At 71.1% G+C, this 21,515-nt stretch carries 19 protein-coding genes, 1 pseudogene and 1 riboswitch; of the genes and pseudogenes, 10 read left to right on the top strand and 10 right to left on the bottom strand.

Annotation, left to right across the window (positions count from 1 at the left end):
- Window positions 1-276: 276 nt before the first annotated feature.
- Both tgmA and tgmB read left to right on the top strand, forming a co-directional pair.
- Window positions 277-468, top strand: a complete 192-nt coding sequence (tgmA, locus tag ABD932_RS39840; protein WP_345020851.1) for a putative ATP-grasp-modified RiPP — start codon at window positions 277-279, stop codon at window positions 466-468.
- Between the two features lie 15 nt (window positions 469-483).
- Entirely contained in the window at window positions 484-1,440 is a 957-nt protein-coding gene (gene tgmB, locus ABD932_RS39835) for an ATP-grasp ribosomal peptide maturase (protein WP_345020849.1), read from the top strand.
- Between the two features lie 36 nt (window positions 1,441-1,476).
- Here tgmB and ABD932_RS39830 read toward each other — a convergent pair whose 3' ends face one another.
- The 4 genes from ABD932_RS39830 to ABD932_RS39815 are packed head-to-tail and all read right to left on the bottom strand — an operon-like array spanning window position 1,477 to window position 5,802.
- Window positions 1,477-2,343, bottom strand: a complete 867-nt coding sequence (locus ABD932_RS39830) for a sugar phosphate isomerase/epimerase family protein (protein WP_345020847.1) — start codon at window positions 2,341-2,343, stop codon at window positions 1,477-1,479.
- Window positions 2,340-3,356: a Gfo/Idh/MocA family oxidoreductase gene (locus ABD932_RS39825; RefSeq protein WP_345020845.1), complete on the bottom strand. Its 1,017-nt coding sequence runs from the start codon at window positions 3,354-3,356 to the stop codon at window positions 2,340-2,342. Before ABD932_RS39825 ends, ABD932_RS39830 begins: the two co-directional genes overlap by 4 nt.
- Window positions 3,357-3,406: 50 nt before the next feature.
- Window positions 3,407-4,831, bottom strand: coding sequence for a sugar porter family MFS transporter (locus tag ABD932_RS39820; protein ID WP_345020843.1), 1,425 nt, complete (start codon window positions 4,829-4,831; stop codon window positions 3,407-3,409).
- Between the two features lie 11 nt (window positions 4,832-4,842).
- Complete coding sequence (locus ABD932_RS39815) at window positions 4,843-5,802, bottom strand: TIM barrel protein (protein ID WP_345020842.1); 960 nt, start codon at window positions 5,800-5,802, stop codon at window positions 4,843-4,845.
- A 244-nt stretch (window positions 5,803-6,046) separates the two neighbouring features.
- Between ABD932_RS39815 and ABD932_RS39810 the strand changes: the two genes are divergently transcribed.
- A complete protein-coding gene (locus tag ABD932_RS39810; protein ID WP_345020955.1) occupies window positions 6,047-7,048 on the top strand; it encodes a LacI family DNA-binding transcriptional regulator in 1,002 nt (333 codons plus the stop codon).
- 87 nt (window positions 7,049-7,135) lie between these two features.
- Here ABD932_RS39810 and ABD932_RS39805 read toward each other — a convergent pair whose 3' ends face one another.
- The 5 genes from ABD932_RS39805 to ABD932_RS39785 all read right to left on the bottom strand — a co-directional run bounded on the left by ABD932_RS39805 (window position 7,136) and on the right by ABD932_RS39785 (window position 13,728).
- Complete coding sequence (locus tag ABD932_RS39805; RefSeq protein ID WP_345020840.1) at window positions 7,136-8,140, bottom strand: sugar ABC transporter substrate-binding protein; 1,005 nt, start codon at window positions 8,138-8,140, stop codon at window positions 7,136-7,138.
- 313 nt (window positions 8,141-8,453) lie between these two features.
- Window positions 8,454-9,932, bottom strand: coding sequence for a C40 family peptidase (locus ABD932_RS39800; protein WP_345020838.1), 1,479 nt, complete (start codon window positions 9,930-9,932; stop codon window positions 8,454-8,456).
- Between the two features lie 56 nt (window positions 9,933-9,988).
- Window positions 9,989-10,164: riboswitch (cyclic di-AMP (ydaO/yuaA leader) on the bottom strand.
- A gap of 141 nt (window positions 10,165-10,305) precedes the next feature.
- Complete coding sequence (locus tag ABD932_RS39795) at window positions 10,306-11,364, bottom strand: NAD-dependent epimerase/dehydratase family protein (protein ID WP_345020836.1); 1,059 nt, start codon at window positions 11,362-11,364, stop codon at window positions 10,306-10,308.
- A 136-nt stretch (window positions 11,365-11,500) separates the two neighbouring features.
- Entirely contained in the window at window positions 11,501-13,069 is a 1,569-nt protein-coding gene (locus ABD932_RS39790; protein ID WP_345020953.1) for an amidohydrolase, read from the bottom strand.
- A gap of 53 nt (window positions 13,070-13,122) precedes the next feature.
- Entirely contained in the window at window positions 13,123-13,728 is a 606-nt protein-coding gene (locus ABD932_RS39785; protein ID WP_345020834.1) for a TetR/AcrR family transcriptional regulator, read from the bottom strand.
- Here ABD932_RS39785 and ABD932_RS39780 point away from each other — a divergent pair.
- Complete coding sequence (locus ABD932_RS39780; protein WP_345020832.1) at window positions 13,694-14,599, top strand: NAD(P)-binding domain-containing protein; 906 nt, start codon at window positions 13,694-13,696, stop codon at window positions 14,597-14,599. The two genes, ABD932_RS39785 and ABD932_RS39780, sit on opposite strands and share 35 nt — an antisense overlap.
- A 7-nt stretch (window positions 14,600-14,606) precedes the next feature.
- Window positions 14,607-15,353, top strand: coding sequence for a dienelactone hydrolase family protein (locus tag ABD932_RS39775; RefSeq protein ID WP_345020831.1), 747 nt, complete (start codon window positions 14,607-14,609; stop codon window positions 15,351-15,353).
- 31 nt (window positions 15,354-15,384) lie between these two features.
- Here ABD932_RS39775 and ABD932_RS39770 read toward each other — a convergent pair.
- A pseudogene (locus tag ABD932_RS39770) lies at window positions 15,385-15,782 on the bottom strand (enolase C-terminal domain-like protein); the annotation flags it as partial.
- A 624-nt stretch (window positions 15,783-16,406) separates the two neighbouring features.
- Between ABD932_RS39770 and ABD932_RS39765 the strand changes: the two are divergent.
- The 5 genes from ABD932_RS39765 to ABD932_RS39745 are packed head-to-tail and all read left to right on the top strand — an operon-like array spanning window position 16,407 to window position 21,485.
- Complete coding sequence (locus ABD932_RS39765; protein WP_345020829.1) at window positions 16,407-18,272, top strand: phage tail sheath subtilisin-like domain-containing protein; 1,866 nt, start codon at window positions 16,407-16,409, stop codon at window positions 18,270-18,272.
- A gap of 33 nt (window positions 18,273-18,305) precedes the next feature.
- Window positions 18,306-18,830 (top strand): phage tail protein, encoded by a 525-nt coding sequence (locus tag ABD932_RS39760; protein ID WP_004003113.1) that lies wholly within the window; start codon window positions 18,306-18,308, stop codon window positions 18,828-18,830.
- A gap of 26 nt (window positions 18,831-18,856) precedes the next feature.
- Window positions 18,857-19,714 carry a hypothetical protein gene (locus ABD932_RS39755; RefSeq protein ID WP_345020827.1) on the top strand — a complete coding sequence of 286 codons (858 nt, stop codon included), beginning with the start codon at window positions 18,857-18,859 and terminating at the stop codon, window positions 19,712-19,714.
- A complete protein-coding gene (locus tag ABD932_RS39750; protein WP_345020824.1) occupies window positions 19,707-20,453 on the top strand; it encodes a hypothetical protein in 747 nt (248 codons plus the stop codon). Before ABD932_RS39755 ends, ABD932_RS39750 begins: the two co-directional genes overlap by 8 nt.
- Before the next feature lie 33 nt (window positions 20,454-20,486).
- Entirely contained in the window at window positions 20,487-21,485 is a 999-nt protein-coding gene (locus ABD932_RS39745; protein ID WP_345020822.1) for a Pvc16 family protein, read from the top strand.
- Window positions 21,486-21,515: the final 30 nt, after the last annotated feature.

The following is a 21,515-nucleotide window of genomic DNA, read 5'->3' as shown; positions in this document are numbered from 1 at the left end:
TCCCTTTCGCGTGTGGGGGATTGGGAGCGCTCCCATGAAGAACTGCGTTTCGAGAGAAGCAATGAAACGGTTCAGCGTCAAGGACTCCTGTGGTGGTGGGAACTCCTGTGACAGATGTGACGACTCATTCGATGGGTGAGTCGTGGGGAAGACGCGTGCGACCCGTGCGTTTGATGTGACGACCTTCACCCCGATGTGGCGGTAAGTAGTGAATTCCTTACGCAAGAAGCGCGTAAGTGACGGCAAGGCAAGCAATTCATGACCCGGAGGTTTCGAGTGCGACCGTTCACCCTCAACTACACGTCTCCCAAAGGGCTTTCCGACGCGCTGACGCCGTATCACTTCGACCCGGCCCGCCAGCTGAACGTACTGCCCGACGGCCGCCCCGCCGTCAGCGACCCGGACCTGCTGCTCGCCGTCGGCACGACGACGTCCACCGCCGGCTCCGCGACCCACTTCGACGACTGACGACCCGGACCGCGCATGACGGTACTGATCCTCACGTCCGAGGAGGACGTGACGGCCGACATGGTGGTGGCCAGTCTGCACGCGGCGGGAACGCCCGTGCTGCGGCTGGACCCCGCCGACCTGCCCGGAAAGGCCGTGCTGTCCGCCGACTACGCGCACGGCGACTTCGACGGCCACCTGTCGGTCAACGGCCATGTGCTCAGCATGGGCGGGCTGCGCTCCATCTGGGTGCGCAGACCCGGCGAACCGGCCGCGCACGCCGCGCACCCCTCACCGTGGCTGACCGCCGAGACCCGGCAGGCGTTGTACGGCATGCTCCACTCCGCCGCCGCACGGTGGATGAACCATCCGCGCAACGCCGACCAAGCACGCCTGAAGCCCTGGCAGTTGAGAGTCGCCCACCTCAGCGGCTTCGCCGTGCCGCCGACGGTTTTCACCACGGCACCCCGGCTGGCGCGGGAGTTCGCCGAGGAGTACCGGGAGGTGGTGGTGAAGTCGGCCTCGGGGCCGCCGCCCGGTGACCCCGTGCTGGATCTGCCCACCACTCTCGTCGGCCCCGACGCCGACTTCTCGGCCGTCGCGGCCGGGCCCGCGCTGCTCCAGCGGTACGTCCCCAAGCGGGCCGACATCCGCCTGACCTGCGTCGGCACCCGCCTCTTCGCCGCACGCAAGAACGCCGAACCCGGCCAGGTCGACGGCCGCTACGGCGACACCGGGCACGCCTGGAAACCGGTTCCGGTCCCCGAGCGCATCGGCAAGTCGGTGCAGGAGTACGTCACTCTGGCCGGACTGGCGTACGCGGCCTTCGACTTCGCCGAGGACGAGGACGGCATCTGGTGGTTCCTGGAGTGCAACCAGGGCGGCCAGTTCGGCTTCGTGGAGCTGGAGACCGGGCAGCCCATCGCGGAGGCGGTCGCCCTGTGGCTGGCACAGCGCAGGGCGGACCGCCGACGTCCCGAGAGCTACGGGTGAGTTCGAGACCCGAGGCCGTCCCGAACTCCGTACCGCTTACGCGGCCAGTTCCTTGCGGATCCGGTCCAGCATGAACGCGGAGGACTCCTCGGCCCGCTCCTCCCAGGCGAAGACGCAGGCCGTGGCCACGCCGTCGAAGTTCAGGTCGCGCAGCGTGCCGAAGAAGGCCTCCCAGTCGACCTCGCCCTGCCCGATGTCCAGGTGCTGGTGGATACGGGCCGGGGTGCCGGGCGGGTTGAGGATGTAACGCAGGCCGGACGAACCCTTGTGGTTGAAGGAGTCCGCGATGTGCACGTGCTGGAGCTTGTCGCCGGCGTAGCGCATCATCGCCGCGATGTCCGCCGTCGGGTCCGCACCGGACAGGTGGAAGGAGTGCGGCGCGCAGTAGAGGTAGTTCACCCACGGCTTGTTGATCGCGCGGACCAGGTCGACGGCGGGGGTGTTCTCCTCGCAGAAGTCGTCCGGGTGGGCCTCCAGGTTCAACGCGATGCCCTCGCGCTCGAACACCGGGAGCAGCTCCTCCAGCGACCGCCAGAAGGCGGCCTCGCTCTCGGCGGCGCGCTCGGGTCGGCCGTTGAACTCCGAGTTCATCAGCGGACATTCGAGGTCGGCGGTGATCTCGATCATCCGCTTCCAGTAGCGGACGGCCGCCTGCCGCTCCGTCTCGTCCGGCGAGGACCACTTGTACAGCGGCAGCACGGAGGACAGCTGGACGCCGTGCGTGCGCAGGGAGTTCTTGAGCTCCGCGATCCGCTCGTCGTCGGCGCGCGGGTGCAGGAAGAACGGCATGAAGTCGTCGCGGGGCGACAACTCGATGTACGCGTAGCCGAGTTCGGCGACCGTGCGCACCATCTCGTCGATGGGCAGCGTGCGGAGCATGTACGGGTCGAGGGCGATCTTCACGCGGCACCTCCGTAGAAGGCGGGACGGGGCTTGAGGTCGGTGGCGACGACGCGGCCCGACTCCAGGGCCTCGACGGTCGCGGCGGTGATGACGGTGGCGGCGTAGCCGTCCCACGCCGAGGGCCCGGTGGGCTCGTCGCCCGCGGCGATGCCCGCGATCCACTCGCGGAACTCGGTGTCGAAGGCGTCCGCGAAGCGGCCCACCCAGTCCGTGAGCACCTCGGTGCTGTGCTGTCCCGCGGTGCGCAGGCCGACCGAGGCCGGGTCGGGCAGTCGGACGAGGCCCTCCTCGCCGATCGCCTCGCACTGGATGTCGTAGCCGTACTGGCAGTTGACGAAGACCTCCAGATCGATGCGGACGCCCTTGGCGGTCTCGAAGAGCATGATCTGCGGGTCCTTGAGGTGTGCGAACCGCTTGCTCGTGGCGCGCGGGGTGACCACCTGGGTGGAGACGATCTCGTCGTCCAGCAGCCAGCGCAGCACATCCACCTCGTGCACCGCCGTGTCAAGGGCGGCCATGGGGGAGGTGTACGACTCCGGGACGGTCGGGTTGCGGTGGGCGCAGTGCACGATCAGCGGCTCGCCGATGCGGCCGGAGTCGATGACCTGCTTCATACGCCGGTAGCCGACGTCGTAGCGGCGCATGAAGCCGACCTGGACCAGCCGGCGGCCGTGGGCGGCCTCGGCCTCGACGATCCTCAGGCAGTCCTCGGCGTTGGTGGCGAGGGGCTTCTCGCAGAACACCGGCTTCCCGGCGGCGATCGCGTTCAGCACGTGCTCGGCGTGGGTCGGGCCCCAGGACGTCACGAGGACGGCGTCGACGTCGTCCGCCGCGACCACGGTCGCACCGTCGGGCAGTACGCGTGCGCCGACCGGTGCCGCCGCCTCCTGCGCACGGGCGGCGTCGATGTCGGTGACGGCGGTGACCCGGGCGCCGGTGATGGTGTCGGTCAGGCGCCGGATGTGCTCCTTGCCGATCCAGCCGGCGCCGATGACGCCTACTCGTACGGTCATGGGTGGTGGTCCTTTCTGCGGTCCCCGGCCGGACCGGGGACAGGGGGGAATCAGGAGAAGCGCGCCCGGAGTTCGGCTTCGAGGGTTTCCAGCGAGCGGCCCTTCGTCTCGGGGACGTAGCGCTTCACGAAGGCGAGCGAGAAGACACCCGCCACCACGAACAGGAAGAAGGTGTGGGAGATCCCGATGCCGGAGACCAGCGACGGGAAGACCAGCCCGATCACGAAGTTGGTCAGCCACAGCACCACGGCCGCGACGCCCATGCCGAAGCCGCGCATCCGCATCGGGAAGATCTCCGACAGCATCAGCCAGGTCACCGGCGAGATCGCGCCCTGCTGGAAGGCGAGGAAGGTGACGGTCATGGCGAGCACGGCGTAGGCACGGCCGTCACCGGACGGCAGCACCAGTGAGAAGACGCCGATCAGCAACAGGGCGGCGGTGGTGCCCATCTGACCGGCCATCAGCATCGGGCGGCGGTTGACCCGGCCGAGCAGCCAGATGCCGACGAAGGTGGCCAGCACCGAGATCACGCCGTTGGCGATGTTGGCGGTCAGCGCGCTGTCCGCGGCGAAGCCGGCGTCGGTGAGGATCTGGGTGCCGTAGTACATGATCGTGTTGACGCCGGTGATCTGCTGCACGATCGCGATACCGAAGCCGACGAGCATCAGCTTGCGGATCCACGGCGTGGCCTTCATGTCCTGCCAGCCGCCGAGCTTCTCCTGCTCCTCCTTGACGGCGAGCGCGGACACCTCGGCGAGCTCGGCCTCGGCGCGCTGCCGGGACCTGACCTGCTTGAGCACGTCCAGGGCCTCGTTGAAGCGGGTCTGCGAGGCGAGCCAGCGCGGGCTCTCCGGCATGACGAGCATGCCGAACCACAGCACCACGGCCGGGAGGGTGGCGATCACCAGCATCCAGCGCCACACCCCGCCGGACTCACCGCCCACCCGGGCGATGATCGCGTTGGAGGTGAACGCCAGCAACTGGCCGCTGACGATCATGAGTTCGTTACGGGTGACCAGTGCGCCGCGCCGCTCGGCGGGGGAGACCTCCGCGAGGTAGACCGGCACGGTCACCGAGGCACCGCCCACCGCGAGGCCGAGCACGAACCGGGCGACGACCATCACGGCGGTCGTCGGCGCCAGCGTGCAGCCGAGCGCGCCGACGAAGAACAGCACCGCGAGGGCGAGGATCGTACGGCGCCGGCCGCGGGCGTCCGACATCCGCCCGCCGACCACCGCGCCGAGCGCGGCACCCAGCAGCAGCGAGCTGGTGACCATGCCCTCGGTGACGGCGGTCAGACCGAGGTCTTCGGTCATGTAGGGCAGGGCGCCGTTGATGACGCCGGTGTCGTAGCCGAAGAGCAGTCCGCCGAACGTGGCGATGACCGTGATGAGCCGCAGCCTGCGGCACACCGCGGGCGGGGCGTCGTCCGTGCCGGTGGTGGGGGCCTGTGTCGCGTCGTCCCTGACGTCCATGCGCCGCCTCCTCACCGGTCGGGAGTCGTGAGACTCGGACGGCGGGTCCCGGCCAGGCCGCAGCCGGCCAGGTGCTCACGGGTGCTGACCGCGATGGGCAGCGGCACCTCGGGCGCGCACGGGTACAGGTCCTGCTCGACGATGACGAACAACTCGGCGTCGAGCCGGGAGAGTTCGGCGACGACGTCGGCGGGCTTCGGTACCCCGGCGGGCGGCGACACGCACACACCGCGCTTGACGGCCTCGCCGAAGGAGAGGTTCTCGGTGGCCACCTGGGCGAGGATCTCGGGGTCCATCTGCTTGATGTGGACGTACCCGACGCGTTCGCCGAAGCGGCGGATCAGGTCGAGGTTGTCGCCGCCGCCGTAGGCGACGTGGCCGGTGTCCAGGCAGAGGTTGGTCCAGCGGGAGTCGGACTCGTTCAGCAGCCGCTCGATCTCCGGCTGGGTCTGGATGTGGCTGTCGGCGTGCGGATGGATGACCAGCCGTACGTCGTACTCGTCCAGGAGCAGCCTGCCGAGCCGGTCGGCGGACATGCCGAAGCCCGCCCACTGCTCGGCGGTCAGCTCGGGGGACTCGGTGAACGCGCCGGTCTTCTCGTCCCGGTACATGGGCGGGATGAGGACGAGGTGGTGTGCGCCCGCGGCGGCGGTCAGCGTGGCGACCTGGCGGACGTGGGCGAGCATCTCGTCCCAGGCCTCGGGGCGGTGCAGCGCGCCGAACGCGGTGCCGCCGGAGACCTTGAGGCCGCGCACGGCGAGCTCCTCGGCGAGGACGGCCGGGTCGGTGGGGAGGTAGCCGTACGGGCCGAGCTCCAGCCATGTGTACCCGGCCGCGGCGAGCTCGTCGAGGAAGCGGGTGTACGGGACCTGCTGGTCGTCCTCGGGGAACCAGACGCCCCAGGAGTCGGGGGCCGAGCCCAGGCAGAGATTGCCCGCGGTGGTGCGGAGCGAGGTTGGCGCCGTTGCCATGACGGGTCCTTCGGGGAGGGGACGGAAGCCACTGGACGATTGTGCTGTCGCGCTCTACTAGAGCGCTCTAGTCCGAGTACGATGACCCTGGTCCAAATGTCATGTCAATAGCTTGTTGCCGGGAGATTGCGAGACCCGGCCGCGGATCTTCGCGATCCGGCAGGCGTTTTCGCGATCCGGCTAAGGTGAGCGGCGTCGAAAGGTGGGTGCACAGGTGGACGGATCGGGCAGGCAGCGGCCCACGATGGCGGATGTCGCCGAGAAGGCGGGCGTGTCCCGGGCGCTCGTCTCGATCGTCTTCCGCGACCAGCCGGGGGCGAGCCAGGAGACCCGTGAGCGGGTCCTGCGCGTCGCCGACGAGATCGGCTACCGGCCCGACAACGCGGCCCGGCTGCTCGCGCGCGGGCGCAGCCGCACGCTCGGCGTGATGTTCATCGTCCAGCAGACCTTCCACACCGACCTCATCGAGGGCATCTATCCGGAGGCCGAACGGCTCGGCTACGACGTCCTGCTCTCCGGCACCACTCCGGGCCGTGGCGAGGCCAAGGCGATCGAGGCGCTGCTCAGCCACCGCTGCGAGGGGCTGATCCTGCTCGCCCCTGACGCCGACCCGGGCTACCTCGACGAACTCGGCCACCGTGCCGCGACCGTCTCGGTCGCCCGCCGCGCCCCGGGTGCCCACGTGGACTTCGTGCACAGCGCCGAGGGCAAGGGCGTACGGCAGGCCATGGACCACCTCGTGGAGCTGGGCCACCGCCGGATCGTGCACATCGACGGCGGGCGCGGCCCCGGCTCGGCCGAGCGGCGGCGCGCGTACCGGGCCGCGATGCGTCGACACGGTCTGGAGTCCGAGGCGCGGGTGATCCCCGGCGCCCACACCGAGGAGTCGGGCATCGAGACCGGGCTGCTGCTCCTCGCCGAGCGCGACCGGGGACTGCCCCTGCCCACCGCCGTCCTGGCGGGCAACGACCGTTGCGCCATGGGTCTGTTGATGTCCCTGACCCGCGCGGGCGTCGAGGTCCCACGCGACCTGTCGGTGATCGGCTACGACGACAGCCACCTCTCCCACCTGATGCCGATCGGCCTGACGACGGTCCGTCAGGACGCGCTGCTGATGGCCGAGAACGCGGTGCGGTTCGCCGTGGAGCGGCTGGAGAACCGGGAACTGGAGCCGCGCGAGGCCGTGTTGGACCCGAAGCTCGTCGTCCGGGGCACGAGCGGACCGGCCCCGAAGGAGCCGGCCTGAGAGCCTGGGCGCAGGCTCTGAGAGAGCGGTGAGGCGGGGCCGGCCGTGCCCCGTCGCGGTCACGGCCGGCCCCGCCCGTTCTGGGGGTTACCGCGTTCCCTTGGCGGCGAACTCGGCGACAGCGTCGACGTTGTCCTTGGTGATGAACGCGGGTCCGGTCAGCACCGGCGCGGTGCCGCCGCCGCTGAAGTTGCCGTTGGTCTTGTACAGCCACAGCGAGTCGACGGAGAGGTAGCCCTGGAGGTAGGGCTGCTGGTCGACGGCGAACTCGACCTTGCCGTCCTGGACGGCGGTGACGAGCTCCTTGTTGAGGTCGAAGGTGGCGATCTTGGCCTTGCTTCCGGCGTCGGACACCGACTGCACGGCGGTCAGGGCGAAGGGTGCGCCGAGGGTGACCACCTGGTCGATGGAGGAGTCCTGCTGGAGCTTGGCGGTGATCGTCGACTTCACGGACGGCATGTCGGTGCCGTTGACGTAGAGGGTGTCGGTGGTGCCCTTGAAGCCCTTCTTCAGACCGGCGCAGCGGGCCTCGAGGGCGACGTGGCCCTGTTCCTGGATGACGCACAGGGCGTGCTTGGCGCCGCTCTCGCCCAGCCGCTCGCCGAAGGCCTGGCCGGCGATGTTCTCGTCCTGCCCGAAGTACTGGAGCATGCCGAGGTCTTTCCAGTCGTCCAGGCCGGAGTTGAAGCCGACGACCGGGATGCCGGCGGCGGTGGCCTTGGCGACGACGGCCTTCATGGCGCTGGGCTTGGCCGCGGTCAGCGCGATGCCGTCGACTTTCTGGTCGATGGCGTTCTGCACCAGGTTGGCCTGGTTGCCGGCGCTGGGGTCGCTGGAGTAGACGAGCTTGATGTTGTCCTTGGCGGCGGCGGCCTCGGCGCCCTTGCGGATCAGGTCCCAGAAGGTGTCGCCGGGGGCGGCGTGAGTGATCATGGCCACGGTCATCCGGGGCGTGGTGGCCTTGCCCGCCGAGGCGTCCGCGGCGCCTTCCTCGGAGTCCTTGCCGCCGGAGCTGCTGGAGCAGCCCGCGGCGAACAGGACGCCGGCCACGGCGGTGGCGGTCAGAGCGGCGGCTCGGTGGTGTCTGCGCATGTCCCATGCACCTCGCTGTGCTGATCAGGGCGGGTTTTCAGGTGGGGGGAGGGTCACGGGTCACCGCCCGTCGGATACGGCTGGAGCGCGTTACTAGCGCGCTCTAGTGGCACGTACTATGCGGTCGCCCGGAGGCGGGTGTCAATGGGCTTGTCAGGACGTATCGACAAAGCCGAGGTGGAGGGGGCGTCGCGGTGGGCGTGGCGATCGGCGTCGAGGTCCGCTTCACCGGCGGGGAAACGCGAAGCCGCCCCGCCTCTCGGAGGCGGGGCGGCGGACGACCGACGCTTCGGGAAGGGTGCGCTCCGACCGGTCAGGCCGGGCGTATCACGCTGTGGATCGCCGACTCGCCGGCGTGGTCGATCGGCTCCTCGCGTATGACCCGTCCCGGACCGGGGGCGTGGATCATCATGCCGTTTCCGGAGTAGATGCCGACGTGGCCGACGTGGAAGAGGACCAGGTCGCCGGGCTCGGCATAGGTGAGGGCGATGCCCCGGCCCGCGGTCGCCTGTTCCTGCGGGGTGCGGGGGAGTGTGATGCCGGCGGCCCTCCAGGCGGCCTGGGCGAGGCCCCCGCCGTCGTACGCGTCCGGGCCTGTCGTCCCCCACACGCAGGGCTTGCCGATCTGGGCGCGGGCGAAGTCCAGTGCCCGCATGGCTCGGGTGTCCTGGGGGGCGGTGGTGGCGGTGGTGGCTGTGACGGTGGTGAGGGCGGTGCTCGTGTCGAAGGGCTGACTGGTGGCGTAGGTCTGGCCGGTGTCGAGGGACTGGCCGGTGGTGTAGGGCTGGCCGGTGCCGAGGGCCTGGCCAGTGGTGTAGGTCTGGCCGGTGTCCAGGACCTGACTCGCGGCGGTGCTCTGGTCGGTGGCGGCCGCGGAAGGGGCGTAGGCGGGCTGAACTGCCGTGCCGGACCAGGCTGTTGTGCCCGCCGGGACCGGGGTCAGGTCGGATGCGCCGAGGTCCTGCAGTGCCTGCCACTGTGTCTCGGCCGAGGGCTGGACCGGGGCCGGTGTGGCGCTCCAGGTGTCGGCGGCCGGGGCCTGGCCCAACGGGGCCTCGAGGGGCGTGAGTTCCATGCTCTGCCGCACCGTGTACGCGGACAGCAACTCGCGGGCGCGGTCGAGCTTGCGCTGGTTCTGCTCCTTGGTCGTCCGGAGGGGGGACCGCTGAGGGTCGGCCGTCGGGGCGGGCAGGGCAGGCGGTGCCTCGGGGGCGGGAGGCAGGGCGGCGATCGGGCCCGCGGTCAGCTCCGCCATGGGAGCCGTTCCAGTGGCCCCGGCTGCCGGGAGCTCGGCGACGGGTGCGGCGGGCAGCTCCAGGGCTGCGCGGCCGGACGGCTCCCGTCCCAGTTCGGTGAGGCCCTCCAGCGCGCGCTCCGCCGAGCGGGCGGGCCGTGTCCCGGTGGGACGGTCCGGCATTCTGTCCCTCGGCAACGCGGCCGGGACGGTCGGGCCAAGCTTCGAGCGGGCGACGTCGAACCACTGCCGGGCGACATTGTCGAGTGCGGGGTCGCTGCGCCTGCTCTCCTCGCTCCGGCCACTGCCGGCCTCGCCGACGGGCCTGCGTCCGGCGTCCGTGGGCCGGTCGGCGCGCTTGCGCGGTCCTGTCGCCGCGGCGCGCGTGGCGTTGAAGGTGCCGGTGTCGGACTCGGCCTGGTCGTACAGGGAGCTGACCCGTCGACTGACCTCCTCGCGGCTCGGGGCCTCGTCTCCTGCGGAGGGGGCGGCGTTGGCCGTCTGGGCGAGCAGGGCCACAGAGGTGAGAGCCGCCGACGCGAGTGCGGAATTGCGCATGCCGGGGAGGCTCAAAGCCCCCGGACGCGCGGTGCGTTCCGGCGCCATGGGCGACGTACTCCTTCCGTGATCCGCCTACCGAGTTAGCTGACGGGTTCGGGCGGTCGTTTCCGGAAGGTGTGCCCTACGGCCCTTGCCCCGAAGGGTAGTTGGGCCGATTCACCCCAAGTTTCGGTTGGGTCCCCGGCTCCAGCGGCCCCTGGGGACCTACCGGACTCGGCGGAGGCCGCACGTCCCGACGGGGTTCGCCGGAGGTCGTCGTGCTGCCTAGGCGTAACCTAGCCAACTTGTGTGACTCACGTGAAGGTTGACGTGTGAAATGTCCGATACGTTTTTGTGACCTTCGACGCTCGGGGCGGACCGGCGGCCGAATTCACTTCGCGGCGCGTTGGCTCCGCCACGCCGCGTAATGATCGAGGACCGTCTGCTCGATCGGGCGGTAGCTGATGCCGAGTTCGCTCACGCTCCGGCTGTTGTCCACCCGGAAGCGGATGCCGAGGTGCCCCCGGATGTAGTCCTGGGTGAGTCCGAAGGCCGGGCCCAGGACGCGCACCGGCCAGTGCGGGAGTGCGGAACGCGGTAGGCGGAGGTCGCGGGGGTGGCGGGTCCGGAGGATGCGGGCCATCTCGTGGAAGGACGTCATGGTCGGGGCGGCGAGGATGTAACGGCCCTTCGCGTCCGGGTTCTCCGCGGCGGCGATGTGCGCCTCGGCCACCTCGCGGACGTCCACCGTGGTGAAGCTGAAGTCCGGGGCACCGTAGAAGAAGTAGCCCTTGAACAGCTCCTCCAGCAGGAACAGACTGCCGGACTCCGAGGCGGGGGTGAGGGAAGGGCCGAGGATCAGGCCGGGGTTGACCGTCACCAGCCGCCAGCGGCCCTGGGCGGCCTCGGCGTCCCAGGCCGCGCGCTCCGCGACCGTCTTGGCGTAGTGGTAGGGGTTGTTCTCCACCGTGCTGGTGGTGTTGAAGTACCGCTCCGACAGTACGGCGTCGTCCATGGCCAGGACGTCCGCGTAGTCGCCGAAGATCGCGCCCACGGTGGAGGTGAGGACGAGCCTGTCGACCGTGGGCGTCCGCTCGACGGCCGCCAGCACGTTGCGGGTGCCGAGCAGGGCCGGGTCGACCATGTCCCGGCGGCCGTCCTTGATCTTCTCCGGCATGCGGAACGGCGAGGCCACATGGAACACGACCCGGCAGCCGCTCATCGCCTCGTCGAAGGAGCCCTCCTTGAGCAAGTCCGCCTCGAACAGGGAGAGTCGGCCGGGGTGCGCCTCCTGCATCTCCCGCAGCGGGCGCACCTTCGCCGGGTCTGCGGTGCTCCGTACGGTGCTGTGGACCTCGTACCCTCGCTCCAGAAGCCGCTTGACCAGATGGCTGCCGACGAACCCGCTGCCACCGGTGACCAACACGGTCTTCGACCCGACTGCGCCCACCGTCACTCCTTCTCCCGCGCGGAAGCCGGTCGATCACGGTAGCGGCGTCACCTGTGCACGGCCATGCTTCAACGCGAAGCCTTCAGCCCAGACGGCGCCTTCAGCGCAGGCGGAACCCTCAGCGCAGACGGAGCCCTCAGCGCTCGTACACGATCCGCCCGTCGAACACCGTCATCATCACCTCGGTGTCCGTGATCGAGTGCGGGTCCAGGTCCAGCAGCGGACGGTCCAGGACACACAGGTCCGCGACCTTGCCGACCTCGACGGAACCCTTCCACTCCTCGGCGAAGTCCTGCCGGGCCGGGTTGATCGTGTACGCCCGCAGTGCCTCGGCCAGGTCCACGCACTGCTCGGGGCCGCTCTGCCGTCCGCTCGCCTTCGACTCGCGCAGCATCATCGCGGCCACGCCCTGCCGCCAGTCGGGCGCGGTGATCGGCGCGTCGGAGCCGGCGCAGACCGCGACACCGGCCTCGACGGCGGTACGCACGGGCCACTGGTAGGCGGAGCGTTCGGTGCCGATGACCTCGTCCATCAGGTCGGAGATGGTCCACTTGATGGCGGGGTTCATGTTGACCCCGTAGCCGTGTGCGGCCAGCTTGGCGAGGCTGTCGGCGCCGATGAAGTCGCCGTGGATGACGTAGTGCCGGGCGTCCGGGCGGGGCGCGGCCGTGTTCGCGGCGACGAAGGCGTCCACGACCGTGTCGATGGCCCGGTCCCCGGTGACGCGCACGCCCAGCTGGAAGCCGGCCTCGTGCGCCAGCCGGATCATCTCGCGCAACTCGGCGACCTGGAGCGCCGGGGTGGTGCCGTGCACGCACAACGCGCCGTGGCCGCCGCTGGCGTACGGCTCGCTCATCCAGGCCGTACGGTTCGGCGGCACCCCGTCGCCGAAGATCTTCACGCCGATCGCCGCCAGTAGACGCGGGCCCGCCGACTCCGGCCGGCGCAGTTCGGCCAGCACCTTGCGTACGTCGTCCGCGGAGCCGCCCCTCGGCGCGGGCAGCAGCAACACACTGACCCGCGCGTCGAGTTCACCGTCCTCGACGAGTTCGGCGTACGCGGTCCAGTTGTCGGTGCCGAGGCCGCCGAAGAGGGTCTCCGCGCCGCCCGGGCCGAGGCCCGGCTCGGTGTAGCTGGTGATGCCGCGTGAGTGCAGTTCCCGCACCACCGCCCGGACGGCCTCGCGGCGCTGGGCGACGGTGGGGGAGGGGAGCGCGGCCTGGACGAGTTTTGCGGCCGCCTCCCGCAGGATGCCGGTGGGTTCCCCGACGGCGTCGACGTCGATGACACCGCCGGGCGGGGGCGTGCTGTCCGCGTCGATGCCGCAGAGGCGCAGGGCCGCGCTGTTGACCCACACCATGTGCTGGGAGAAGTCGGTCAGACAGACCGGGTTCTCGGGCGCCACGGCGTCCAGGTCCCGGCGGTGCGGGAAGCGCCGCGGATCCGCCCGACACTCGGCGAGGTATCCGGCGTCCCAGCCGAGCCCGACGATCCACTCACCGGGACGGGACGCGCGTACCGCCCGCTCCACGGCAGCGGCGGCGTCGGCGATCGATCCCACCGTCGGATGGCCGACGTCCAGGGCGAAGGGCGGCTTGGCCAGGCCGTACGCGGCCCCGTGCAGATGCGAGTCGTTGATGCCGGGCAGCACGGTCCGGCCGCCGAGCTCGACGATCCGCGTGCCGGGACCGGCCAGGGCGCGCATCTCGGCGTCGCTGCCGACGGCGACGATGTCGCGGCCGCGCACGGACCGCCGCGCTAGCGGGGCGCGAGCGCGGCGAACGCCTCGTCCAGCAGCTCGACCAGGTCGAGTCGGCCGTCGGAGGCGCTCCAGTGCTCGACCGCGACGTTCAGACAGTCCAGGGCCGCGGCGGCGCGCACCGTCTGCCCGAGCGTCGCCGCCGCCGGGGAACCGGCTGAGGACCCGGCACGCTCCGCGAGCGCCCGGGCCAGGGCGGGGCGCCAGCCGTGCTGCTTCTCCAGCTGCCGTGCGCACAGCGCGGGGGTGTCCCTGACGAGGCGGGTCGTCGCGAGGGCGCGGGCCGGATCCTCGCGGTAGCGCGCGACGACCGTGTCCAGGGCGTGCCGCAGCGCCGTCCAGTCGTCCTCGTCGGCGGGCCGGGCGCGCAGTGCGTCGGCGGCCTGGTCGCCATGGGCGTCGAAGGCGGCGAGGACGGCCTCCTCCTTGGTGCCGAAATAGCGCAGGAACGTACTGCGGGACACGCCGGCGGCAGTGGCCAGGTCATCGAGGGTGACCTTCTCGAAGCCCTCGCGCTGGAACAACTCCAGTGCCACCTCGGCCAGTTGGGCCCGTACGGCCGCCCGGGCGATGTCTCTGGTGCTGGTACGTGCTGCTGCGCTCACCCCGCGACCCTATCCCGTCACCCGACCCGACTTGCAGTTCCGATACTCGGTCACTAGCGTGACACTCAGTTTCACATACGAATCTCAGCTTCACAGAGCTCGACTACACGAAACCCGACTTCACCAGCGCAGTGACGGAGGCACGTACACCGTGACCAAGACCCTCGGACTCATCGGCAGCGGCATGATCGGCGGCGCGGTGGCCCGCCTCGCCGTCGCCGCCGGACTGGACGTCGTCCTGAGCAACTCGCGCGGCCCCGAGACGCTCGCCGACCTCGTCGCCGAACTCGGCGACCACGCACGGGCGGCCACCCCCGAGGGAGCCGCGCAGGCGGGCGACCTGGTCGTGGCGACCGTCCCGCTGAAGGCCCACGACCGCCTCCCGGTCGCCGCCCTCGCGGGCAAGACCGTGATCGACACGATGAACTACTACCCGGACCGCGACGGCCGCCTCGCCGAACTGGACTCGGGCGAGCTGACCTCCAGCGCCCTGGTCCAACGGCACTTGGCCGACTCCCGCGTGGTGAAGGCGTTCAACAACATCGACTTCCGGCGCCTCGCGACCTCCGCCCGCCCCTCCGGCGCCCCCGACCGCGGCGCACTGCCCATCGCGGGCGACGACCCCGGGGCCAAGGACGAGGTGGTCCGACTGCTGGACACCCTCGGCTACGACGCCGTGGACATCGGCACGCTCGCCGACAGCCGGCGGAGCCAGCCCGGTACGCCGGTCTACGTCCAGCCGTACATGGCACCGCGGCCCGAGGGGCTGAGCCAGGAAGAGGCGCAGCGCTGGTTCTTCGAGACGCCGGGTGTCCCGGTCTCCGCGGACCGCGTCAGGGAACTGGTCGACGCCACGACCTCCGAGAACTGAGGCCGACATGCAGGGAACACTCGTCACCGTCCCCACCCCGGACGGCACCGCCGACGCCTACCTCGCCCACCCCGAGGGCGGCGCCGCGCACCCGGCGGTGCTGATGTACATGGACGCCTTCGGCCTGCGCCCGCACCTGAAGCGGATGGCGGACCGGCTCGCCTCGGCCGGGTACACCGTCCTGGTCCCCAACGTCTTCTACCGCCACGGCCCGGCGCCCGTCGTGGAGTTGCCCGACTTCATCAACCCGGCCGAGCGCCCGGAGATCATCCAGAGCCTGCGCCCGGCCGCCGAGACCCTCACCCCCGAGGCGGCCGTGCGGGACGCGGGGAGCTACCTCGACTGGCTCGCCGACTCCCCGCTGACGGCCGACGGTCCGGTGGGCGTCACCGGCTACTGCATGGGCGCCGGCCTCGCCCTGCGCACCGCCGGGACGTATCCGGACCGCGTGGCGGCCGCGGCCGGCTTCCACGGGGCGTACCTCGCGACGGACGCTCCGGACAGCCCTCACCTGCTCGCCGACCGCATCACCGCCGAGCTCTACTTCGGCCACGCCGACCGGGACTCGACCAACCCCGCCGAGCAGATCGACCGCCTCGACAAGGCCCTCACCGCGGCCGGCGTCCACCACCGCGGCGAGGTCTACCCCGGCGCCCACCACGGCTTCACCCAGGCGGACACCGCGATGTGCGACGCCGAGGCGACTCAGCGGCACTGGGCGGCCCTGCTGGATCTGCTGGGCCGCACCTTGTGACGAGCTGTCGGTCGCGGTGACGATCAGTCAGTCACCAGCGCGGCAGCCGGAGTTCGTACTCCGGTTGGATCCGCCGCTGGTACCCGGTGTCGTCGCGTGAGCGCATCCCCGAGTCGACGTACTGCCGGTGCAGCCGGTCGAGGGCGTCGTGGTCGAGCTCCACGCCGAGCCCCGGTCCGGTGGGGGGACCTCGGCCGCCCCGTCCCGCAGTTCCAGGACGTCGGGGACGATCACGTCGTCGGCCGAGTTCCACGGGTAGTGCGTGTCGCAGGAGTGGTCGAGGTTCCGGATGGCCGCCGCCACATGGGCCATCGCGGCGAGGCTGATGCCCAGGTGCGAGTTGGAGTGCATCGACAGGGCGATGCCGAACCCCTCGCAGACGGCGGCTAGTTCACGGGTGCGGCGCAGTCCGCCCCAGTAGTGGCGGTCATCATTCTGAATGTTCATATACATGAACTGACTTCATGAATGTAAATGATCGGCCAAGCTGCGAATCGTTTCAGTCGTATGTCAAGACATGGCGCCGAGATTTCACCGGCCCCATAGGGGCAGTCGGCTGAGGAGGCGGGTTCGCGTCACCCTGGGAAAACCAGCCACGGCACGTTGTGTACGACTCGGGGAGGCGTACGGACGTGCGACCAGTCGAACGGTGGGGATGGGGGCCCTTCCGAGGTCGCGGGGACCTGCTCGGCGCTCTGTGGCGCCCCCCTGCGTGCGGAATCTGTGAACCACCTGGCCGGGGCGCGCAGGCGAGATGTGTGGATGCCGCGAGGGGGTCTTCACCAAACCCCCTCCCGGGGTGGCCTGAAGGCGCCTTGCTCGGTCAACTTCGAACACGTGAAGGTGTGTTGAGCACTTGAGCATCAGGAGTCACAAGCGCGTTTGCTTGAGCCGTGCGGCCGACCGCCCATGGCGATGACGGGGGAAACTGTTGCGGTGCACGTGTCAACGTCGCTCGTGTGAGTGGCGTTTTCGTGCCCCGGGTCGGGAATGCCTCCCTCTGCCATCTCTTGGTGCCTTTGTCCGGTACCCGAGACAGGGATAGGAGGGGGAATGCCGATGAGCGCGGTCAGCGCCGCCAAGCCGACGTATCCCGGCGTCTACGTAGAGGAACTTCCCAGCAGTACCCGCACCATCTCGACCCTGACCACGTCCGTGACCGCCTTTGTGGGCCACACCCGACGTGGTCCGCTCAACGAGCCGGTACGCGTCACCAGCTTCGCGGAGTTCGAGCGCCGCTTCGGTGGGCTGAGCGCCCAGAGCGCCGTCGGCTACGCCGTCCACCAGTTCTTCGGCAACGGCGGAACCGTCGCGGTCATCGTCCGCGTCGCCAAGGCCGGCAGTGGCAAGGCCGCCTGCGTCACCCTCAAGTCCACCGAGGGCCACAGCGAGGGCCCGGTCCTCGAAGTGCACGCCAAGGAGCCCGGCCTCTGGGGCAACGGCCTGCGTGTCGCCGTCGACCACGACACGCCGTGCCCCGACGAGACGTTCAACCTGCGCGTCTACGACGCCAAGGGCGACGCCCGGGAGAGCTTCACCGGCCTGTCCATGGACTCCTCGCACGGCCGCTACGCGCAGACCGTGATCAACGCGGGCTCCAGGCTCATCCGTGTCGAGGTCGTCGGCGAGGGCCGCCCCGACCCGTCCGGCACCGTCTCCAAGCCGTTCGGCGACGAACTGCCGAACCTGGAAGTCGACCTGACCGTCAAGATCGGCGAGGTGGAGCGCGAGTTCAAGCTCTACGACCCCGACTGCGACGGCGAAGCCCCGTGCAGCGTCGCCGAGTTGGCGCTGCTCCTGGAGCGCAAGCTGCGCGCCCTGCCCGACGCGCCCGGCAAGCACGCCTTCGCCGGCGCCGAGGTCACCGCCTTCGGCCGCCGTATCCAGGTCGTCGCCGGCTCCACCGACCCCGAGGACATCGTCCGATTCCTCGGCGAGTGCGCCAACGACCTCGGTCTCGAGGCCTCCGTGAACCCGCCGGTCTTCCCGCTGGAGGGCGGCGAGGACGGCGCGGCTCCCGGCCCGCGCGACCTCATCGGCTCCGAGGCCGACAAGACCGGCATCCAGGCGCTGCGCGGCGTCGCCGACGTCAACCTGCTCGCGCTGCCGGAGCTCGCGGCGTACGAGAAGGTCGAGGACGCGCTCACCGTCATCTCGGCCGCCCAGCGACTGGCCGCCGAGCGGCGGATCTTCCTGCTGGTCGACGCGCCGAGCACCTGGGTCAGCGTCGACACCGCACGCGCCGGGCTCGCCGCCTTCGACGCCGTGCGCGGCAACCACGCGGGCCTGTACTTCCCACACCTGCAGCTCACCGACCCGCTCACGGGCCGGCTGCGCTCCTTCCCGCCCTCCGGCGCGGTCGCCGGCGTCATCGCCCGCACCGACTCCGAGCGCGGCGTGTGGAAGGCCCCGGCCGGCACCGAGGCGCGGCTCGCGGGCGTGCACTCGCTCACGGTCAACCTCACCGACCGTGAGACCGGCCTGCTCAACCCGCTCGGCGTCAACGTCCTGCGCACCTTCCCGGTGACCGGCCCCGTGGTCTGGGGCGCGCGCACGCTGGAGGGCTCGGACGCGCTCGACAGCGAGTGGAAGTACGTGCCGGTGCGCCGGCTCGCGCTGCATGTGGAGGAGAGCCTCCAGCGGGGCCTGCAGTGGGTGGTGTTCGAGCCCAACGACGAGAACCTGTGGCAGCAGATCCGGCTCGCCGCCTCCTCGTACCTGCACACCCTCTTCCGCCAGGGCGCCTTCAAGGGCGGCACCCCGCGCGAGGCGTACTTCGTCAAGTGCGACAGCGACACGACGACCACCGAGGACATCGAGAACGGCATCGTCAACGTGCTCGTCGGCATCGCACCGGTCCGGCCGGCGGAGTTCGTGATCGTCAAAATCCAGCAGACGTCCGGGCAGTTCGCGCTCTAGGCGCCGGGAATCGTGGAGAACTGAAGGAATCCGATGGCTGAGTTCACGGTCAACGCGCATCGCTTCGACCCCTACAAGAACTTCAAGTTCCTGGTCCTGTGGGACGGTCGGACGGTAGCCGGCATCAGCAAGATCAGTCCGCTGAAGCGGACGACGGAGGTCGTCAAGCACCGCCACGGCGGCGACCCCTCCTCCCCGCGCAAGTCGCCGGGCCGCTCCGAGTTCGAGGGCATCACCCTGGAGCGCGGGGTCACCCACGACCCCGAGTTCGACCGCTGGGCCAACAAGGTCTGGCAGGTCGGCGCGGGCCTCGGCTCCGAGGTGTCCCTCGCCGACTTCCGCAAGGACATAGTGATCCAGGTCCTCAACGAGGCCGGCCAGGTCGCCGTCTCGCACAAGCTCTACCGGACCTGGCCGAGCGAGTACCAGGTCCTCGGCGAGCTGGACGCCAACGCCAACGCGGTGGCCATCCAGTCGCTGAAGCTCGAGTGCGAGGGCTGGGAGCGGGACTACGAGGTGCCCGAGCCGGAGGAGCCGTCCTTCCTCAACCCAGCTTGACCAGCGGGTAGTCGAGGGGGGACGAGATGGCGAACACGGGGGCGGCCGAGCTGCTGGCCACCTGGGAGGCGGGCCTCGCCGAGGCACCGACGGGGCGCGCCCTGCTGCTGCACCGAGCGGCCCGCCCGGACGTCGGGGCCGCGAGCCTGCCGGTGCTGCCGGTGGGGGAGCGGGAGGCCGACCTCTTCGCCCTGCGCCGCGCCCTGTTCGGGGAGCGGATGCAGGTGCGGCTGGCCTGCTCGGCGTGCGGGGAGGACATGGAGTTCGACCTGGACGCCGGGGAGTTCGCGCGGTCGCTGGGCGTGCGGAACGCTTCGGGGGACGGGCACGGCGGGTTCCGGGACGGGCAGGGCGGTTCGCCGGACGAGTACGGCGGTTCGGTGGGCCACGGCGGTTCGGTGGGCGGGGGCGACTCGTCCGCCGGCCCCGATCCGTCCGCCGGGGCCGTCGTGCGGGTCCGACAGGACGGCTGGGACGTCTCGTTCCGGCTGCCCGGTGTCGCCGACCTGACGGCGGCGGCCCGGGCGGCGGACCCGCGCGCGGCCCTGCTCGCCCGGTGCGTCGTCTCGGCGGTGCGCGACGGGGCGGCCGTAGGGGCCGGTGACCTGCCCGTCCCGGTGCAGCGCCGGATCGCCGAGGCCGTCGAGGCCGCCGACCCGGGGGCCGACGTCACGCTCAACGTCGGCTGCCCCGAGTGCGGTGCGGCCACCCGGGCCGAACTCGACATCGCCTCCTACCTGTGGACCGAACTGGACGCCTGGGCCCGGGACCTGCTGCTCGACGTCCATCTGCTCGCCACCTCGTACGGCTGGAGCGAGCCGGAGATCCTGGCGCTCAGCCCGCTGCGGCGCCGTTACTACCTGGAGCTGTGTGCGGATGTCTGACGCCGAAGGGGCGCCGGTTCCCGACTTCCTCGACCGGCTGATCGCCCGGCACGCCCCGGCCGCCGCCGGACCGCGCCCGGGTGTGTCGCGGGTACGTCCCCGGCTGGCCGGCCCGTTCGAACGGGTGGAGGCGGTACGGGCCACGGCACCGCAACCGGACGACGGGACCGACCTGTTGTGGCCCTCCACCACACCGTCGGACGTACGGCCGGTGGAGGCACCGCGCCCGGCTGCGCACGCCGCCCGGTCGCACACCGAGCGGGAGCGGACGGTCGTACGCACCGAACGCGCCCCGTCCGACCCGGCACCGCAGCCCGCCCCGAGGGCCCTGCCCGAGGCGCCCCTGCTGCGCCCCGTCGCGCCGGTCGCGACGGGCCCGCGCCCGACGCCCGACGCCGCGCACCGGGCGGTGGGCCGCGGGCGCCAGGAGCGGGACTCCACCCAGAGCGCGGCGGCCGTGCCCATCCCCCCGGGCCGGGACGCCGCTTCCCCCGCCGCCGTGTCCACCCCCCTGCGGCCCAGCGCCGCGGACACGGCGGCGGCACGGGACGCCGTACGGCAGGCCGCGGCCCGGCGGCCCGGGAAGGCGCCCGAGCAGGTGGTTCAGGTGCAGATCGGGCGGCTGGAGGTGACGGCCGGACCGTCGCCGAGCGGGGGCGGGCGGCAGCGGACGCCCGCGACGGGACGTACCGGGGCGACCTTGAGCCTGGCCGACTACCTGGCGCGGGGACGGGAGTGACATGACAGACCGAGGAACTGAGGAACCGACGCCATGAGCAACGCACTCGCCATCGCGCATGTCACCCAGGCCCTCGCCCTGTTGCTCGAGAACAACGTGGGCCCGGAGTTCGGCGAGGCCGTCAAGGTCGAACCGCGCAAGCCGCCGGCGGAGGCGCCGGACCACCCCACCATCAACGTGTTCCTGTACCAGGTCACGCCCAACACGGCGATGCGCAACAACGACCTGCCCACCAGGGCGGCCGACGGCACGCTGGTCAAGCGGCCGGCCGCCGCGCTGGACCTGCACTACCTGATCAGCGCGTACGGCGACGAGACGGAACTGGTCGGGCAGCGGCTGATCGGTGCGGTCGTGCGCACCCTGCACGAGATCCCGATCCTGCCGAAGGACGTCATCGAACAGGCCGGTGAGCGACCGTACCTGGCAGGCAGCGACCTCGCGGAGGCGGCACAGCGGGTGCGGTTCTCGCCGACCGTGATGGACGTCGACGAGACGTCAAAGCTGTGGGGAATGCTCTACCAGACGCCGTACTCGCTGTCGGTGGTCTACCAGGCGTCCCTGATCTTCATCGACGGGCGCGAGACACCGGTGCCGGGGAAGCCGGTGGAGCGGCCTGAGGTGCGGGTTCTGCCGTTCGGAGCGCCGGGGGCGCCGGTGCCGCCGGTGATCGGTGACGGTGCGTCAACCAGTAGGTCCGGTGGTGACGTCGAGGCGGCCGGCAGGTCCGGTGGCGACGTCGAGTCGACCGGCAGGTCCGGTGGTGACGTCGAGGTCGCCGATGGCGCCGACAAGTCCGGGACATCCGCGAAGTCCGCCGCCAGGACACCGGCGAAGGTCCCGGCCAAGGCGCCGGTGAAGACGGCTGCCAAGAGCGCCGCCGCGAAGGCTCCCGGTAAGACCGCCGCCAAGACGCCCGCGAAAACCCCGGCACGTGGCCGCAAGGCGGCGCAGCCGGGCGGGCCGTCGAAGACAGGAGGCGGGGCGCCCGGTAGCGGCGACGCGGACGGCGGGCCCGACGGCACGGAGAGCTGACAGGACATGGGAACGACGGGGGCAGGTGAG

Origin of the sequence: Streptomyces shaanxiensis, assembly GCF_039537145.1 — a bacterium.
Taxonomy (GTDB): domain Bacteria; phylum Actinomycetota; class Actinomycetes; order Streptomycetales; family Streptomycetaceae; genus Streptomyces; species Streptomyces shaanxiensis.
The sequence above is the reverse complement of the archived record's forward strand: the minus strand, read 5'-3'. Positions and strand labels throughout refer to the sequence as shown.

Excerpts from the sequence above, each read along its gene's own strand:
- tgmB (WP_345020849.1), top strand. The coding sequence starts at position 484 with ATGACGGTACTGATCCTCACGTCCGAGGAGGACGTGACGGCCGACATG.
- ABD932_RS39825 (WP_345020845.1), bottom strand. The coding sequence starts at position 3,356 with ATGACCGTACGAGTAGGCGTCATCGGCGCCGGCTGGATCGGCAAGGAG.
- ABD932_RS39820 (WP_345020843.1), bottom strand. The coding sequence starts at position 4,831 with ATGGACGTCAGGGACGACGCGACACAGGCCCCCACCACCGGCACGGAC.
- ABD932_RS39815 (WP_345020842.1), bottom strand. The coding sequence starts at position 5,802 with ATGGCAACGGCGCCAACCTCGCTCCGCACCACCGCGGGCAATCTCTGC.
- ABD932_RS39810 (WP_345020955.1), top strand. The coding sequence starts at position 6,047 with ATGGCGGATGTCGCCGAGAAGGCGGGCGTGTCCCGGGCGCTCGTCTCG.
- ABD932_RS39805 (WP_345020840.1), bottom strand. The coding sequence starts at position 8,140 with ATGCGCAGACACCACCGAGCCGCCGCTCTGACCGCCACCGCCGTGGCC.
- ABD932_RS39800 (WP_345020838.1), bottom strand. The coding sequence starts at position 9,932 with ATGCGCAATTCCGCACTCGCGTCGGCGGCTCTCACCTCTGTGGCCCTG.
- ABD932_RS39790 (WP_345020953.1), bottom strand. The coding sequence starts at position 13,069 with ATGCGCGCCCTGGCCGGTCCCGGCACGCGGATCGTCGAGCTCGGCGGC.
- ABD932_RS39780 (WP_345020832.1), top strand. The coding sequence starts at position 13,694 with ATGTCTCTGGTGCTGGTACGTGCTGCTGCGCTCACCCCGCGACCCTAT.
- ABD932_RS39775 (WP_345020831.1), top strand. The coding sequence starts at position 14,607 with ATGCAGGGAACACTCGTCACCGTCCCCACCCCGGACGGCACCGCCGAC.
- ABD932_RS39765 (WP_345020829.1), top strand. The coding sequence starts at position 16,407 with ATGCCGATGAGCGCGGTCAGCGCCGCCAAGCCGACGTATCCCGGCGTC.
- ABD932_RS39760 (WP_004003113.1), top strand. The coding sequence starts at position 18,306 with ATGGCTGAGTTCACGGTCAACGCGCATCGCTTCGACCCCTACAAGAAC.
- ABD932_RS39755 (WP_345020827.1), top strand. The coding sequence starts at position 18,857 with ATGGCGAACACGGGGGCGGCCGAGCTGCTGGCCACCTGGGAGGCGGGC.
- ABD932_RS39750 (WP_345020824.1), top strand. The coding sequence starts at position 19,707 with ATGTCTGACGCCGAAGGGGCGCCGGTTCCCGACTTCCTCGACCGGCTG.
- ABD932_RS39745 (WP_345020822.1), top strand. The coding sequence starts at position 20,487 with ATGAGCAACGCACTCGCCATCGCGCATGTCACCCAGGCCCTCGCCCTG.